The 15,508-nt window shown below is 64.9% G+C and carries 11 protein-coding genes; 2 read left to right on the top strand and 9 right to left on the bottom strand.

Annotated features, from left to right (window positions below):
* Positions 1-212: 212 nt before the first annotated feature.
* From QA649_RS23785 to QA649_RS23770, 4 genes are all read right to left on the bottom strand, one after another.
* Positions 213-995, bottom strand: coding sequence for a hypothetical protein (locus tag QA649_RS23785; protein ID WP_283019321.1), 783 nt, complete (start codon positions 993-995; stop codon positions 213-215).
* Positions 996-2,021: 1,026 nt separating this feature from the next.
* Complete coding sequence (locus QA649_RS23780; protein ID WP_283026081.1) at positions 2,022-2,345, bottom strand: hypothetical protein; 324 nt, start codon at positions 2,343-2,345, stop codon at positions 2,022-2,024.
* Positions 2,346-2,564: 219 nt separating this feature from the next.
* The gene (gene ilvD, locus QA649_RS23775; RefSeq protein ID WP_283019320.1) at positions 2,565-4,415 is read right to left on the bottom strand and encodes a dihydroxy-acid dehydratase; all 1,851 of its coding nucleotides are present in this window, start codon (positions 4,413-4,415) and stop codon (positions 2,565-2,567) included.
* Between the two features lie 178 nt (positions 4,416-4,593).
* On the bottom strand, positions 4,594-5,463 hold the full coding sequence (locus QA649_RS23770; protein ID WP_283019319.1) for a VOC family protein: 870 nt from the start codon (positions 5,461-5,463) through the stop codon (positions 4,594-4,596).
* A 904-nt stretch (positions 5,464-6,367) separates the two neighbouring features.
* On the opposite strand from QA649_RS23770, the gene QA649_RS23765 reads away from it, so the two are divergent.
* Positions 6,368-8,614, top strand: coding sequence for a TOMM precursor leader peptide-binding protein (locus QA649_RS23765; protein WP_283019318.1), 2,247 nt, complete (start codon positions 6,368-6,370; stop codon positions 8,612-8,614).
* A gap of 94 nt (positions 8,615-8,708) precedes the next feature.
* Positions 8,709-10,079 carry a SagB family peptide dehydrogenase gene (locus QA649_RS23760; protein WP_283026080.1) on the top strand — a complete coding sequence of 457 codons (1,371 nt, stop codon included), beginning with the start codon at positions 8,709-8,711 and terminating at the stop codon, positions 10,077-10,079.
* Between the two features lie 25 nt (positions 10,080-10,104).
* Here the strand turns inward: QA649_RS23760 and QA649_RS23755 are convergent, their stop codons facing one another.
* Genes QA649_RS23755 through QA649_RS23735 form a run of 5 tightly spaced genes read right to left on the bottom strand, consistent with a single transcriptional unit; the run spans position 10,105 to position 15,497 of the window.
* Positions 10,105-10,965 carry an ABC transporter permease gene (locus QA649_RS23755; RefSeq protein ID WP_283019317.1) on the bottom strand — a complete coding sequence of 287 codons (861 nt, stop codon included), beginning with the start codon at positions 10,963-10,965 and terminating at the stop codon, positions 10,105-10,107.
* Positions 10,962-11,891: an ABC transporter permease gene (locus QA649_RS23750; protein WP_018642013.1), complete on the bottom strand. Its 930-nt coding sequence runs from the start codon at positions 11,889-11,891 to the stop codon at positions 10,962-10,964. The genes QA649_RS23755 and QA649_RS23750 overlap by 4 nt, the downstream gene beginning before the upstream one ends.
* Positions 11,891-12,877 (bottom strand): ABC transporter ATP-binding protein, encoded by a 987-nt coding sequence (locus QA649_RS23745; RefSeq protein ID WP_283019316.1) that lies wholly within the window; start codon positions 12,875-12,877, stop codon positions 11,891-11,893. The genes QA649_RS23750 and QA649_RS23745 overlap by 1 nt, the downstream gene beginning before the upstream one ends.
* Positions 12,874-13,857 (bottom strand): ABC transporter ATP-binding protein, encoded by a 984-nt coding sequence (locus tag QA649_RS23740; protein WP_283019315.1) that lies wholly within the window; start codon positions 13,855-13,857, stop codon positions 12,874-12,876. Before QA649_RS23740 ends, QA649_RS23745 begins: the two co-directional genes overlap by 4 nt.
* Positions 13,858-13,859: 2 nt before the next feature.
* The gene (locus QA649_RS23735; RefSeq protein WP_283019314.1) at positions 13,860-15,497 is read right to left on the bottom strand and encodes an ABC transporter substrate-binding protein; all 1,638 of its coding nucleotides are present in this window, start codon (positions 15,495-15,497) and stop codon (positions 13,860-13,862) included.
* Positions 15,498-15,508 lie beyond the last annotated feature (11 nt).

Here is a 15,508-nt window from a genome sequence, read left to right as displayed (position 1 = left end):
AAAGCACCCTGCCCCTCGAACGCGGCGAGCTACGGGGAGCTGGCCGAAAACTACGGTCGAGAGGCCGCCAAACTAGGCGTGGCTAGGACCGTAGATTGCTCGCGACGCAGACAGGAAATGCAAGTAATTGCAATAAGGTTGACAGGACACCCCTTCCGCCAGAATCGAGCCATTGCGCCCGGCCCGGCCCCACAGCGCTATCGAACGGCACCTCAACGCAGGGCTAAGCGCGCGCTGATCTCACCATCCAGCACGAGGTCATCGCGTGCGCCGAGCAACCAAAGCTCGTCCGTCTCCACCCGCAGCAAGCTCCGCGACCACCAGCGCTCGATCATCGCCGCGAGAATCGCGGCCTCGTCGGCGTCGAGATCGTCCATCAGGTTCCAGAGTCCGACCACGTAGAGATCCGTCGTCGGGCGACCGAGCACGCGCTGGACCGCATGGAAGAGGTTCGCGCCATCGCGCTGCTCGGGGTAGACCCGAAGATAGAGCCGTCCCCGATTCACATTCCCGGAGAACAGCCCCCGGACCTCGGCCCTGATGGGTCCGAGCCCGGCCATGGCCGAGCGACGGGCGGGCTCGATGGCCGGGGGCTCAGAGCCGAGGCCGCCGCAGATGGTGGCGTGCAGACGCTCCCGCCGCCTGTCCATCACGTGCCACGCCACCTTGTTCGCAAAGGGAGCCGTCCGCAGTTCCGCATCGAGCGCCTGATAGAGCGGCGAGGCTTCGAGTGCGTCGGCCGAGATGGGCAACACCACCGAGTAGGCCGTGGGGTGGCGTCCCCTGTCGTAAGAGGTGCCCTCCTTCGCTGCGATCACGCGAGGATCGTGAGGAGCGACCAGAGGCAGATGCGCCAAACGGTAGGCATCGTCGAGCAACATGCCTTGACCGGCGGCGAAACGCGTCCGGCTGCGCTCGTAGGCGAGTGCGTCGTCACTGCAGAATATGTCCGGGTCGAGATTGAGATGCCGTTCAGTCTGAAGCACAGGGGTCATTCTCACCGGCAACCGAGAAGATCAAAGGGCGTGCGGTTTCGTTCCGCCAATGGGTTAGAACAGCTCCGCCGAACCTGGCAAGCGGACACCACGGGACCCTTCGGTTGCACCGACACAGAGGGGAATCTAGAGCACTGCAAATCCGAGGTACGCCGGTTGCCCCATCGCGAGCGACCTGGGTTCGATGGCAAACGTTGAGTCCGGGCTAAGCGTAAGCCTTGCTCGCCCGGCAACTCTGGCCCCAGCTCCTCCTGTCACTGAGTTGGGGCCGTTTCTTCAAAACGCGACAAGCGCCCGTTGTCGCGCCCGCTGCTTAGCGGCACCCCGCACGCGAGGACATAAGGACACGTAGCAACTGTTCGGCGCGCTCCTTCGTCAAATTGGCCGCCATGTCGGTCCCGATCAGTGCTGGGCCCATGCGCTCTCGATCGTAGACCATCCAACCTTTGCCTCCCATTCGAATGAAAAACCTGCTCTGCATCGGCTCTTTGTCAGTCATTGGTGACCCCGGTTGCTCAACGAGCAAGGAAAGGCGGCCATCCTTCTGCTTGCATTAATCTGTGTGAATCGGATCGGGAAAAAAAATGGCATAGTTCCGCTCTGAAATGGCATCGCAATGTGCTGAAGCGAACAGAACCGCGCCGGAAGCGCAGAGTAAGCTATCGATCGCTTGGCCTTCCCCAAGAGTCCAAGCACCTCCAGCGGCCCCGGCCTTACCTCAAAAGCCCCCCACCACAGCCGGGGCCGCCTTGTGGCTATCGATAACCCCATGATCGACCGCCCAAGCGAACGCGAAATTGGCGGGCTCGCGGCGGCCTCCCCTCGTCCCATAGAAATCGCTCTGTCAGGCGAGTGTCAGCCAGGTGGCCTAGCCTTGGCGGGACCGTCGACACCGCCCAGGGCGTTGCCGGTTGCGGGGTCCGGCTGGAGTTTCTGCTTCAGGTCCGGGCCCCGTTGCTTGCAGCCAAAAGAAAGCGCGGCGCCCGAGGGAGCGCCGCGCGAAATTCGTTCGTTGCTGTGTGGGCGTCAGTAGCCGCAGGAGGCGCAGCCCATCTGCACCGGGGCGTAATAGGAATAGCCCGGCGAGACCATTTCGACGCGCTGGCGCGTGGCGTATTGCGGCGGGATGCGCTCGTACTGGACGCCAGGCGGCGCCACCATCACGGTCTGCGGCACCATCACGGTGCGGTACTGCGCGGGCGTGCGATGCGCGACGACGGAGCCGGGCGACACCATCACGGTCTCATCGACGGTGCGGTATTGCGGCGCGACGTATTGCTGCTGATAGCAGGTCGTGCACGGCGGCGGCGTGTAGCAATTGTAGCAGCCGGCAGATGCTGCGCCCGTCATCGAAATCGCGGCGACGGCGGTGGAGAAAACAACAGCAAGAGTACGCGACATTATGTGGTGCCCCAATTGCCCGAAATGGATTTGCGAAGGTGGCCGCATTATACGCCGTAAACCCTTGGTGTGCTGAAGTTCGTCGGGGCATCCTTAATGCGAACGGCCGGCTTGCGCCGGCCGTTCAGAACTTGTTGACCATGCACGTGAGCGCGAGCGATGCAGCGCTCAGTTCGAGCGGCGCTTCACCTCGCGCACCGCGCCGCGCGCGGCGCTGGTGGTGAGCGCAGCGTAAGCCTGCAGCGCGGTCGAGACGTTGCGCTTGCGGCCGATCGCCTGCCAGGCGGTATCGCCCTTCGCCTCCTCCGCGGCGCGGCGGCTGGCGAGCTCCTCGTCGGAGACCTCCAGCGTGATGCTGCGGTTCGGGATGTCGATGGCGATGATATCGCCGGTGCGCACGAGGCCGATGTTGCCGCCTTCGGCGGCTTCCGGCGACAGATGGCCGATCGACAGGCCCGAGGAGCCGCCGGAGAAGCGGCCGTCGGTGACGAGCGCGCAGGCTTTGCCGAGGCCCATCGATTTCAGGTAGCTGGTCGGATACAGCATCTCCTGCATGCCGGGGCCGCCGCGCGGGCCTTCGTAGATGATGACCACGACCTCGCCGGCGACGACCTTGCCGCCCAGAATGCCTTCGACGGCGGCGTCCTGGCTTTCGAACACGCGCGCGGGGCCGGAGAACTTCAGGATCGAGGCGTCAACGCCGGCGGTCTTCACGATGCAGCCGTCCTGCGCGAGGTTGCCGTAGAGCACGGCGAGGCCGCCGTCCTTGCTGAAGGCGTGCTCGAGATCGCGCACGACGCCCTTCTCGCGGTCGGCATCGAGCTCGTCGTAACGGCGCTCCTGGCTGAACGCGACCTGGGTCGGGATGCCGCCGGGCGAAGCACGATAGAAGGTGCGCACCGCCTCGCTCTTGGAGCGCTTGATGTCCCAGCGCTCCAGCGCCTCGTTCATGGTCGGTGCATGCACGGTCGAGACCGAGGTGTCGATCAGGCCGGCACGGTCGAGCTCGCCGAGAATGCCCATGATGCCGCCGGCGCGATGCACGTCCTCGACATGCACGTCGGCCACCGACGGCGCGACCTTGCACAGCACGGGCACACGACGCGACAGCCGATCGATGTCCTTCATGGTGAACGCGACCTGCCCCTCGTGAGCGGCGGCCAAGAGATGCAGCACGGTGTTGGTCGAGCCGCCCATGGCGATGTCGAGCGTCATCGCGTTCTCGAACGCCTTGAAGTTGGCGACGTTGCGCGGCAGGACCGAAGCATCGTCCTGCTCGTAATAGCGGCGGACGAGATCGACGATGGTATGGCCGGCCTCGACGAACAGGCGCTTGCGGTCGGCGTGGGTCGCGACCACCGATCCGTTGCCGGGCAGCGCAAGGCCTAGCGCCTCGGTCAGGCAGTTCATGGAGTTCGCGGTGAACATGCCCGAGCAGGAGCCGCAGGTCGGGCACGCGGAGCGCTCGATCACCTTGACGTCCTCGTCGCTGACCTTGGAGTCAGCGGCGGCGACCATGGCGTCGATGAGGTCGACGGCCTTGGTCTTGCCCTGCAGCTTGACCTTGCCGGCCTCCATCGGCCCGCCCGAGACGAACACGGCGGGGATGTTGAGCCGCAGCGCGGCCATCAGCATGCCGGGCGTGATCTTGTCGCAATTGGAGATGCAGACGAGGCCGTCGGCGCAATGCGCGTTGGCCATGTACTCGACGCTGTCGGCGATCAGTTCGCGCGACGGCAGGCTGTAGAGCATGCCGTCGTGGCCCATGGCGATGCCGTCGTCGACCGCGATGGTGTTGAACTCCTTGGCGACGCCGCCGGCCTGCTCGATCTCGCGGGCGACGAGCTGGCCGAGGTCCTTGAGGTGGACGTGGCCGGGCACGAACTGGGTGAACGAGTTGACGACCGCGATGATCGGCTTGCCGAAATCTGCGTCCTTCATGCCCGTCGCGCGCCAGAGGCCGCGCGCGCCCGCCATGTTGCGGCCGTGGGTGGTGGTGCGGGAGCGATAGGCTGGCATGGCGGTTTCCGTCCTCGGGTTTGGGGCCGGGCGGGAAAATGGGAGCCGCCTCAGGCCTTTCCGGCCGGATACCGCACAGGCCCGGCCGGCGCAACGGGAACTTGGGCCGGACAGGGCTCCCCTGCTCCCGACGCGGGCTATTGCAGAGGCGCGTCAGCGCCGGACAGAGACGCTGCAGCTAGCGCTTCGGCTTGGGCAGCACAATTCTCCCCTGGGAGGCAATGCCACCCCACTTGGCGGACCAGCCGATTTCCGAAGCCGAGGATGGCTCAATGCTGGTCGGACCCCGGGCCCCCTGCAATGCAAACAAGGCGCCCTGGGGATCGACACATCGTGCGATCCAGCAGCCATCAGGCAATTCGATCGGCCCCTGGAGAATCCGGCCGCCGCCAGCGTTCACATGTTTCATGGCAGCACCGATGTCGTCGACATTGAAGTAATGCAGCCAGCTCGGCTGCGTTACGCTCGGAAGTTTCGTGAGCATGCCGCCGATCGTCTGCCCACCCGCCGAAAACAATTGATACCAGGCCGCTGGTTCGCTTTGAGCGTCGGTCTTCTGCCAACCGAATAGTTCTCTGTAGAAATCGAAGATCACGGTCCGGTCGGTAGCCAGTAACTCATGCCAGCCGACACGCCCCGGCTCGTCCGGCCGGCCCGGTTTCCGTCGGCCATATGTCGGTTCTTTGATCAGCCCGAACGTCGCCTCCTGCGGATCGGCAACGACTGCTATGCGGCCAATATTGGTGTCGGTCGGCGGCACAAGGATCGTGCCTCCAAGACGCCTGATCTGCGCGGCGGTCGCGTCCAGGTCGTCGACGGCGACGTATCCCATCCACCGCGGCGTCGCCCCCAATCTCCGCCCCTCTTCCGGGATATCCATAAGTCCGCCCAGCGGAGCGCCGCCGCTACGAAGCACCATGTAAGGTAGATCCGGGGTCGATTCATCCTTCACGCCCCAGCCGACGGCCTTGCGATAAAATGCGCCCGCCGCTGCGACATCCGTGGTCAGGAGTTCATACCAAGCGAAACGCCCTGATCGATCTGCCACCCCGAACTCTCCGTTCAAGATTCGATGCGCTTGCGGCACTGCAGCAAGCTGCACGCGCGCCGAGAGCGTGGATCGTTGACGCGCTGTGTCAACTGGCTGTGCTGATTGCCGTTCATGAAGATGAATACATCCGAACGTGCAGCGCCGCGCTTTTGTGCGCGTAATTGTTGCTCGCGTTATTTCCTGAGCGTAGACTTACCGCGGCTGGGATGCTTCTTGCAATGCTCGGAGGGTCGACCATGCGGCAGGCGAAGAAGACCTCTAAAGGGAAGAAGCGAGTAACCAAAGTCGCCGTGCCGGCGTTCGGAGCCGCAGGGTTGACGTTCTCGCTGGCGGGAGGCGCATCGGCGTCCGCCGTGCCGACACCCGACGTACAACAATTGCCCCACCTTGGAGTCGGTCAAGCAATCACGCTCGATGAAGAGGAAATGGCTGACGTCAGCCTCGCCACCTTCCATCTCTTCGACAAGGAAAACGCCGGTAGCCGCGTGCAGTTGGCGTGGCGCGGATGCGGCGGTTGCCGCGGCTGCAGAGGCTGTCGGGGTTGCCGTGGTTGCCGATGTGGCGTCGGTTGCCGATGTGCGGGTTGTGCCGTTGGCTGTGGCGTTGGTGTGGTGGGATGCGCCGTATCATGCGCGGGTTGCTGCGCATCGTGGGGCCGCTGCCGCTGGTGCTAGAGCCCGGCGCGTTCCGAATGTCGAATTCACGGGTTGATAGGTCATTGGCCGGCCTCAAGAAAGGGTCCGGCCAATTGCTTGATTTCGCTACGACGCTCGCATCGGCGGCTTGCGGGTGACAGCTGAATTCGTTTCAATTCTCTGAGAACATGCCGGCGCGCGGTCGTGACGATCCATCTTGCGCCGGGGATCTAGCGTGACGGAAACAGGATCAGCGTGCTGACTCAATGACTGCAACTGGCAAGACCCGCGTTGCGCGGCAGACCCGCAAAGACATTCTCCGATTTGCACCGAACTTCACCGCTTACGTACTGCCCCCCGATGCGGTTTGCCTCTATTCCGAGGACCGCAAGTTCTTCCTGCACGGCGAGCTCTACTGCGCCTTGGCCACCGCGATCGGAAAACATGGCAAGGCTTGGCCGGAGATCATTGGCCAGCTTTCGAAGCACTTTCCGGCCAACAAGATCGAGGAAGCAATCAAGCGGCTCCTCGATCGCCGATATGTCGTTGCGCGGAACCCGAAAGCATTCGACGACGCCGTCGGCGGTTTCCTGGCGAGCCTCGGCATCCCCCTGGAGATCGCCGAACAAAATCTTCTTAATTGCCCCGTCCGGATTGAGTCGATTGACGTCAAAGGCGCCAGGGAGCTGACCGCGGCGTTGAGCAAGCTCGGTGTTCAAATCGCCAAGCGAGCGCCGAAGTTCACGATCACGCTGGCGAACGACTATCTCGACCGGCGACTTGCTGAACTGAACCAGGAACGCGCGGCCGGCAAGACGCCCTGGCTGCTGGTACAGCCATCCGGCGCGTTTCCGCTGGTCGGTCCCGTGTTCAAACCGGGCGAGAGCGCCTGCTGGACCTGCCTGTTCGATCGCATGATCCGCAACCGGGAGATCAAGGGGTTTCTTGACCGGGGAACGGCGCATGCGGTTGCCATATCGCCGCTCGTCAGAGAAAGCGTCGGTCAGACTGGAATCCATTTTGCGGCCGTCGAAATCGCCAAGGCAATTGCATCGGATTTTCGTACCGATTTATGCAATCACATCGCAAGTTTCGACCTCACCGGCGCCGCCATCGCCAAGCACTACGTGACGCGACGTCCACAATGTCCGACCTGCGGCAGCAGGAAGCTGAACAACCCGCGCCGATCTCCGGCCCTGGTCGAAATTGCCGAGGGCAAGAGGCTCGTCATGACCAGCGGGGGATATCGCACCGTGACGTCGCGGTCGACGGTGTCGCGCTTCCGCAAACATGTGAGCCCCCTGACAGGGGTGGTGACCAGGCTCGAACGAATCGACGTCGACCTGCCGATGAATACCAACTACTTCGCGCAGCATAATTTCTCCGCGCCCGCCCACAGCATCGACCAGCTCAGGTCCGGATTGAGCGGCGGCAGTTTTGGCAAGGGCTCGACCGCCGAGCAGGGCGAAGCCAGCGCGCTGATGGAATCGATCGAACGCTATTCGGGCATTTTCCAGGGCGATGAGATCAGGACGACCCGTCGATTTGCCGATTTCGCGCCTGGCGACGCGCTTCTTCCCAACGATGTCCAGCTCTTCAGCGAAACGCAGTTCAAGAACAGGTTTCTCCAGCAACCGGACGATCCCCATCCGGTGCCCGAGCCGTTCGATCCTTCGACGAGGACCGAGTGGTCGCCCGTCTCATCGTTGCGCGACAAACGCTTCAAATATCTGCCGACGGGGCTCCTGTACTTCTTTTATGGCGGCTTCCATACGGATTCCAACGGCTGCGCGGCCGGCAACACCCGCGACGAAGCGATTGTCCAGGGCTTCCTCGAACTGATCGAGCGCGATGCCTACGCGATCTGGTGGTACAACCGGGTGCAGCGCGCCGAGGTCGACCTCGAGCAGTTCGACGATTTCTATGTCCGGGATCTCCGGACTCAATTTGCGGAAGCCGGGCGCAAGCTGTGGGTGCTCGATGTCACCACCGACCTCGGCATTCCGACTTACGTGGCAATCATGCACTGGATGCAGGATGGACACGAGCATATCGAGTTCGGGTCCGGCGCGCATTTCGACCGCCGTATAGCCCTGCTGCGCTCCCTCACCGAGCTGACCCAATTCATGTCCGTCAGCATGATGGGCGGTGCGAGCGGCGAGAAGCCGACCCTCGACGGTGTTACCCCGCTGCGCCTGGAAGACTACCCGTTCCTGACACCGAGCGATCGCCCGATCGTCCCCCCGGCGCCAAGCCTCGAGCTTCACGACAATACGCGTGACCAGGCCATCGCCTGCGTCGAGATCGCCGCCCGTGCGGGCTACGATTTCCTCGTCCTCGACCAGACACGTCCCGACGTCGAGGTTCCGGTCGTCCGAGTGCTCGTTCCGGGCTTGCGTCATTTTTATCGCCGCTTCGCACCGGGCCGCCTATACGACGTGCCGGTGAGGCTCGGATTGTTGGACCGGCCGCGGCTGGAAAGCGATCTGACTTCATTCCTTCCACACACCTGAAGGCCTGCTCGTCGTGCGTGCTCCCCGGAAAAAGCCGACCAGGAAGATCGCGCCGGAGATTGCCGCCCGATTGAGCCATCGCTTTTCCCTCCAGATGCAGCCGGACGGAAACATCGCCGCCTCTCTCGGCGACTATTCCGTCAACCTCGGACAATTCAGCGCGGCCGCGATGGACTGCGCACGACATCTGAGCACCGGTCTTCCGCTCGCTTCGTTTGCAGGCAAGAGCATCCTCGCCAGGGAAATCGACGCACTGGTGCATCGCCTGGCCCGGCAAGGGCTTCTGGAATACCGCCTCTCCTCTTCGCGTAGCACGCAGGACTTCGTGGTCGTCGAGCCCCAGGTCCCCGACTACTGGCCGCGGCGCGCGAAGCTGGGCAGTCGTGACACCGTTGTGCTATCGCGCTTTGCCTTTCTGCGCCGGCGCGGCAACGAGTTGGTGCTGGAATCGCCACGCGCCGCCGCGCTGTTCCGGATTGGCGATCCCGCCATCGCCGCCACCCTTGCTGCGCTGTCGCAGCCTCAGAAGATCGGCAAGCTCGACCCGAAGTCACTCAACCTCCTTTTGCTCGAGCTGCTGCTGGACAGCCAGATCCTGCTCAAGCTCGATGCGAAAGGCGGCGACGGCCTGCGAGTGAATGAAGGCGACGGCAATCTCGTTCTCTGGGATTTCCATGATCTGGTGTTTCACACGCGAAGCACGGAGGGTCGGCAAGCCAACCCGGTCGGCGCCGCCTTCACCTATGCCGGCGTCGTTCCGCCGTCGCCGGCGGTACGTCCGCCCTGGGCCGGCAGCAAGATTGACCTGCGCAAATTCTCCTCCGCGGAGCCAAACTCCCACTTCCCGAAGCTGTTGCGCGAACGCCATTCAACACGGGATTTCGACGACAAGCATCCGGTCACGCTCGGCGAACTCGCACAGTTTCTCGACACCACCGCGCGCGTCGTGTCCGAATGGAAGAGCGAGCCGTATTTCGAGGGCGGTCCCGACGTCAGCTACAGCACAAGGCCTTATCCGTCGGCGGGCAGCGCGTACGAGCTGGAATTGTACCTTACCGTCGCGAACTGCGACGGGCTTGCGCGCGGACTCTACCACTATGATGCAGGGAGCCACGCGCTAGTCGCGATCGGCGCCTCCCCCCAACAACTCCAGGCGCATTTGGCGGCTGCCCAGTTCGCCATGGACGCGCCGGGTCAACCACAAATCCTCATCACGATCGCGGCGCGTTTTGGGCGGGTCTCCTGGAAATACAGCTCAATCGCATATTCGTTGATCCTGAAGGATGTCGGCAGCCTGATTCAGACGCTTTACCTGGCGGCGACCGATATGGGCCTCGGCGGCTGCGCCATTGGCAGCACCAACATCGATCTGTTCGCGAAAATGACGGAGTTGGAATTCCATATCGAGGGCCCGGTCGGTCAATTCGCGCTCGGACGCGGCAGGAAGCCGGAGGTCCAAGGCTAGACCAAGGCCGGAAGCGGCAGTCGCGCTATTGCAGCGTCGGATCCAGCCGGTCGCGCAGCCAGTCGCCGATGACCGAGACCGCGAGCGTGGTCACGACGATGGTGGTCGCCGGTGCCAGCATGATCCAGGGTGCCCGGGTCAGGTACTCGCGGCCATAGCCGACCATGTTGCCGAGGCTGGTCATCGGCGGCTGTACGCCGAGGCCGAGGAAGGACAGGCCCGACTCCATCAGGATCACCTCGGGGAAGACCAGCGTGGTCGAGACGATCAGCGTCGAGGCGATGTTGGGCAGGATATGCCGCAGGTAAATCCGCGACGGCGTTGCGCCTAACTGGCGGACCGCGGCGGCGTAGCCCTGCGCATTGGCGGAGATGGCAAGGCCGCGCGCGATGCGGGCATAGCGCTCCCAGCCGAACAGGCCCATCAACCCGACCAGCAGCGGCAGCGAATTGCCGAAGAAGGCGAGCACGGCGAGTGCCATGATCAGGAAGGGCATGCTGGCCTGGAAGTCGGTCAGCATCAGCACGAGCTGCTCGACAGCCCCCCGGAAATGCGCGGCCAGGAAGCCGAGCGTGGTGCCGACGATGGCCGAGATTGCGGTGGCGCCGAAGGCGATCAGCAGCGAGATGCGGATCGACACGAGCAGCCGCGACAGCACATCGCGGCCGAGCTCGTCCGTGCCGAGCCAGTGCGCGACATTGCCGGGTGCCGCGAGGCGGTTGCGCAAATCGAGCTGGGTGAAACCGTAAGGGGCGATCTTCTCGGCGAAGGCTGCGATCACCAGCATCGCGACGATCCAGCCGATCGCCAGCGCCACCGAGACCGGGATCGCCGGCAGGCTGATGCGACGGCGGACGCCCGTATCCTTCAACGTGGCGTCGGTCATGCATGGGCTCCTTTCGCGCGCAGCCGCGGATCGAGGAAGCCGTACAGGAAGTCGACGACCAAATTGGACGTGACCATGGTCATCGCGACCAGCAGCAGGATGCATTGCACGACCGCGAGATCGCGATTGGCAACCGCAACGACAAGAAGCCGCCCTACTCCCGGCCAGGCAAACACGCTCTCGACCACGACCGCGCCGGCGATCAGCGTGCCCACCATGAAGCCGAGAATGGTCACGGTCGGGATCGCCGCGTTCGGCAGCGCATGCGATGTCACCACCTTGCGCCACGGCACGCCCTTGGCGGAGGCCGTGCGGATATAGGGCTGGCCGAGCACCTCCAGCATCGCGCTGCGGGTGAAGCGCGCCAGCACCGCGGCGCCGCCGAGGCTGAGCGTTGTGATCGGCAGAATGGCGTGGCGCCAGCTGTCCTGTCCGCCCGACGGCAGCCAGCCGAGCTGCACGGCGAAGACGAGTACGAGCAGCAGCGCCAGCACGAAGCTCGGCACGGTGAAGCCGGCGACCGCCGTCATCATCACCGCGCGATCGATTCCCGAGCCCCGATGCAGCGCCGCGTAGATGCCGGCGGGAACGCCGAGCGCGACCTTGAAGAAGAAGGCCGGTAGCGTCAGCGCCAGCGTCGCCGGGATCCGCTCCAGCACCAGCTCGATCGCGGGCCGCCCGTCGCGCATGGAGCGGCCGAGCTCGCCTTTGGCGATGGCGCTGAAGTAATCGAGGTACTGGAACCAGATGGGATCATCGAGGCCCCAGGCTTTTCGGAAGGCGGCGATCACCTCGGGCGGTGCTTCCGGTCCCAAAATCATCAGGGCAGGATCGCCCGACAGCCGCAGCACGACGAAGGCAAAGGTGACGACGAGCACGATCGTCAGAGCTGCGCGCCCGATGCGAATGGCGAAATAGCGTCCCATCACGCCGCGTCCCGCGTTTGAGCGCCGGTGACGAGATGGCAGGCGACCTGTCTGTCACTGCCGACGGCCGAGAGCGCCGGCACCTCGCTCGCACAGCGCGCGACGGCGTGTGGGCAGCGCGGATGGAAGGCGCAGCCTTGCGGACGCGCCGCCGGGTTCGGCGGATCGCCCGACAGCACGATGCGGCCGGCGCTGCGGCGGCCGGGCGCAGGCGACGCCGAGACCAGCGCCTGTGTGTAGGGATGCTCCGGTCGCGCGAACAGGTCGTCGGCGCTACCGACCTCGACGATGCGGCCGAGATACATCACCGCGACAACGTTACTGATCTGCCGGACAACGCGCAGATCGTGGCTGATGAACAGCAAAGTCAGCGACAACTGCGCCTGGAGATCGCAAAGCAGGTTCACCACCTGCGCCTGGATCGAGACGTCGAGCGCGCTGACCGGCTCGTCGCAGACCAGGAAATCCGGCTTCGTCGCCAGCGCCCGTGCCAGCACGATGCGCTGGCGCTGTCCGCCCGAGAGCGCGCCCGGATAGCGGGTGCCGTGCGCCGGCATCAGCTCGACTGCGCGCAGCAATTCGCGCACACGCTCCTCGCGCTCGGCGGGCGTGCCGAGGCCGTGGATGTCGAGCGGCTCGCGGATCTGTGTGGCGACCGGAAGGCGCCGGTCCAGCGCCCCCAGCGGATCCTGGAAGATCATCTGCATCCGTGCCCGCTGCGCGCGCCACACAGCCGTTCCCGGCGCGGCCATCGGCTTGCCGCCGAACCGCACCTCGCCGCGATCCGGGGGCTCGAGGCCGAGCACGATGCGGCCGGTGGTGGATTTGCCCGAACCGGACTCGCCGACGAGGCCCAGCGTCTCACCTTTGGGAATCGTGAGCGACACGCCGTCGACGGCATGCACGGCCGTGGCTCGGCCGAACATTCCGGAGCGCATGCTGTAGCTGCGGGAGATCGCGCGGACCTCGACGAGCGGCGCGCTCATTCGGCGGCGATCCCGAGCAGTGCGCGGCGCGAGGCCTCGGCGCGGATGCAGGCGACGGTGCGGTCATTGGCAATGGGTGCGAGGGTTGGTGCCGCAAGACCGCACGGATGGGTCGCCAGCGTACAGCGCGGCGCAAAGGCACAACCGGTCGGCATGTGCGCGGGATCGGGCACGGTGCCGGGAATGGCGGTGAGACGGCGGCGCGGTCCGTCGAGCGGCGGCAGCGCGCCGATCAGGCCCTGCGCGTAAGGGTGGACGGGATCGGCGAAGAGCTGGTTGCTGGGCGCCTGCTCGACGATGCGGCCGGCATACATCACCGCGACGCGGTCGCAATTCTCGGCGACGACGCCGAGATCGTGGCTGATCAGCACCATCGCCATGCTCATCTCGCGGCGGATGCTGGAGAGCAGCTCCAAGATCTGCGCCTGGATGGTGGCATCGAGCGCGGTGGTCGGCTCGTCCGCGATCAGGAGGTCCGGATTTCCCGCAAGCGCCATCGCGATCATGATGCGCTGGACCTGGCCGCCGGAGAATTCGTGCGGATAGGCCGACAGCCGCCGCGCCGCATCGGGGATGCCGACGAGATCGAGCAGCCGCTTCGCTTCGGCCTTCACGGTCCCGCCCTGGAGATCGCGATGCAGTGCCAGCGCCTCGCAGAGCTGCTTGCGGATGGTCAGCACCGGGTTGAGCGCGCTCGCCGGATCCTGGAAGATCATGGCAACCCGCCCGCCCCTGACGCGGTCGAGCTCGGCGGCCGGCGCGCCCAGCAGTTCACGTCCGTCGAGCTGCACTGAGCCCGAAATCTTCGCGTGCCGCGGCAGCAGGCCGAGTGCGGCGAGCCAGGTCACCGACTTGCCGGAGCCGGACTCGCCGACGAGGCCGAGGGCCTCGCCCTTGCCGAGAGCGAGATCGACGCCGCGCAGCACCGGCACGCCGTTGAAAGCGACGTTCAAGCCTGCGATGCTGACCAGCGGCGACACCTTCAGGCCTCGAAATTGCCGGCGCGGAAATCCATCGCGAAGGCGGGCGAGGCTTTCCACTTGATCGATTTCGGCTTGGCCGTGAAGGTCGCGTTCTGGTGCAGCACCGTATAGGCGGGATCCTCGCGCTCGGCGATCTCCAGCATGCGGCGGAACGCCTTCTTGCGCGCGGCGCGATCGGTCGACGTCTCCAGGAATTCCGAGAGCGTGTTCAGCTCGGCATTGGTCCACTCGCCGATCTGCTGCTGCTGGCCGTTCGGCCCGTGCTGGGCGACCAGCGAGGAGACCGGATCGTTGAAGGCGGCCGAGTTCGACCAGTCGCGGACCGCACGGGTCGGCGCCCGCTCCATGATCTGCGACCAGTTCTCCTTGGTCTCGATCTGCACGTTGAGGCCGACCGACTTCCACATCTCGACCAGGATTTGCGCGGTTGCGACCTGGTTGGTGTAGTAGTTGTTGAGCAGCCGGTACGGGATCGGATCGCCCTTGTAATTGGCCTGCTTGAGCAGATCCTGCGCGAGCTTCGGATCGTAAGCCGGCACGCTCCAGTCGGCGTTGAACATGTCGCCGTAGAACTCCCACTGCAGGCCCTTCGGCACGCGGGTGCGGCCGGCCCACAGGCTGTCGACGATCGCCTGGCGGTCGATCGCATGGGTGAAGGCGCGGCGCACCAGCGGATTGGCGAGCACGGCGTGGTTCTTGTCGAACACGGTCAGGCGGTGATTGAGGATGGTGCCGCCCTGCACTTCGAACGCGGCATTCTTCTCGATGCCGGCGATCTGGTCCGGCGGGATGTCGCAGGCGAACTGGTATTCGCCCGAGAGCAGCCCGTTGATGCGGCTCGCGACTTCAGGGACTTCGAGGAAGCGGATGCGCTTGAGCGGCGGGCGGCCGCCCCAATATTCGTCGTGTGCTTCCAGCGTCAGCGACACGTCGGGCTTGAGCTCGACCACCTTGTAGGGTCCGGTCGTGATCGGCTTGCGCGCCCAGTCGAGATAGCTCGCAGACTCTTCCCAGGCCCGGCGGTTTGCAATGTCGGAGCCGTAGCGCGACAGCCGGCCTTCGATGGTGACATCAGGCGTCGCGTTGTAGAAGCGCACCGTGTACTTGTCGACCGCATCGACGCGCACGAGGTCCGGCCAGATGCGGCGCGCGACGGCCGGCACGTCCGGCGGCAACTCCTTGCCCGGCCGTGGCGTCGGGATCTTCTCGAAGGCCTGGATGGTGGAGCGGCTCTTGGCCTCGGTCTCGCCGAACATGCGCTGGCGGCTGAAGGTGAAGACGACGTCTTCCGCCGTCAGCTCGTCGCCGTTGTGGAACTTGACGCCCTGGCGCAGCTTCACCTCGACGGTCTGGTCGTCGATGCGGCGCCACTCGGTGGCGAGGCCCGGCACGGCCTCTAGGCTGCCGCGCCAGTTCTTGGAGATCAGGCCCTCCCAGATCGAGGAGAAGAACACGCGCTCGCCGACATTGGACTGCTCGCGCAGCACGTCGAGCACGTTCGAATTGGTCACCTTCTGCACGGCGATCGTCACCGACGGACGGTTGTCGGCCTGACCGATCGCAAAGCGCGGCAGGAGAAGCGTGCTCGCGGCAGCGCCGCCGGACTTCAGGATGGTGCGACGGGTGAACTTGCTCATGAGGATAACCC

Origin of the sequence: Bradyrhizobium sp. CB1717 (assembly GCF_029714325.1) — a bacterium.
Taxonomy (GTDB): domain Bacteria; phylum Pseudomonadota; class Alphaproteobacteria; order Rhizobiales; family Xanthobacteraceae; genus Bradyrhizobium.
Note: the sequence above shows the minus strand (reverse complement) of the source record. Positions and strands in the feature narration are given on the sequence as shown.

Bases quoted from the DNA above. Each gene is read 5' to 3' on its own strand.
- QA649_RS23785 (WP_283019321.1), bottom strand. From the start codon at position 995: ATGACCCCTGTGCTTCAGACTGAACGGCATCTCAATCTCGACCCGGAC.
- QA649_RS23780 (WP_283026081.1), bottom strand. From the start codon at position 2,345: ATGACGGGCGCAGCATCTGCCGGCTGCTACAATTGCTACACGCCGCCG.
- ilvD (WP_283019320.1), bottom strand. From the start codon at position 4,415: ATGCCAGCCTATCGCTCCCGCACCACCACCCACGGCCGCAACATGGCG.
- QA649_RS23765 (WP_283019318.1), top strand. From the start codon at position 6,368: ATGACTGCAACTGGCAAGACCCGCGTTGCGCGGCAGACCCGCAAAGAC.
- QA649_RS23760 (WP_283026080.1), top strand. From the start codon at position 8,709: ATGCAGCCGGACGGAAACATCGCCGCCTCTCTCGGCGACTATTCCGTC.
- QA649_RS23755 (WP_283019317.1), bottom strand. From the start codon at position 10,965: ATGACCGACGCCACGTTGAAGGATACGGGCGTCCGCCGTCGCATCAGC.
- QA649_RS23750 (WP_018642013.1), bottom strand. From the start codon at position 11,891: ATGGGACGCTATTTCGCCATTCGCATCGGGCGCGCAGCTCTGACGATC.
- QA649_RS23745 (WP_283019316.1), bottom strand. From the start codon at position 12,877: ATGAGCGCGCCGCTCGTCGAGGTCCGCGCGATCTCCCGCAGCTACAGC.
- QA649_RS23735 (WP_283019314.1), bottom strand. From the start codon at position 15,497: ATGAGCAAGTTCACCCGTCGCACCATCCTGAAGTCCGGCGGCGCTGCC.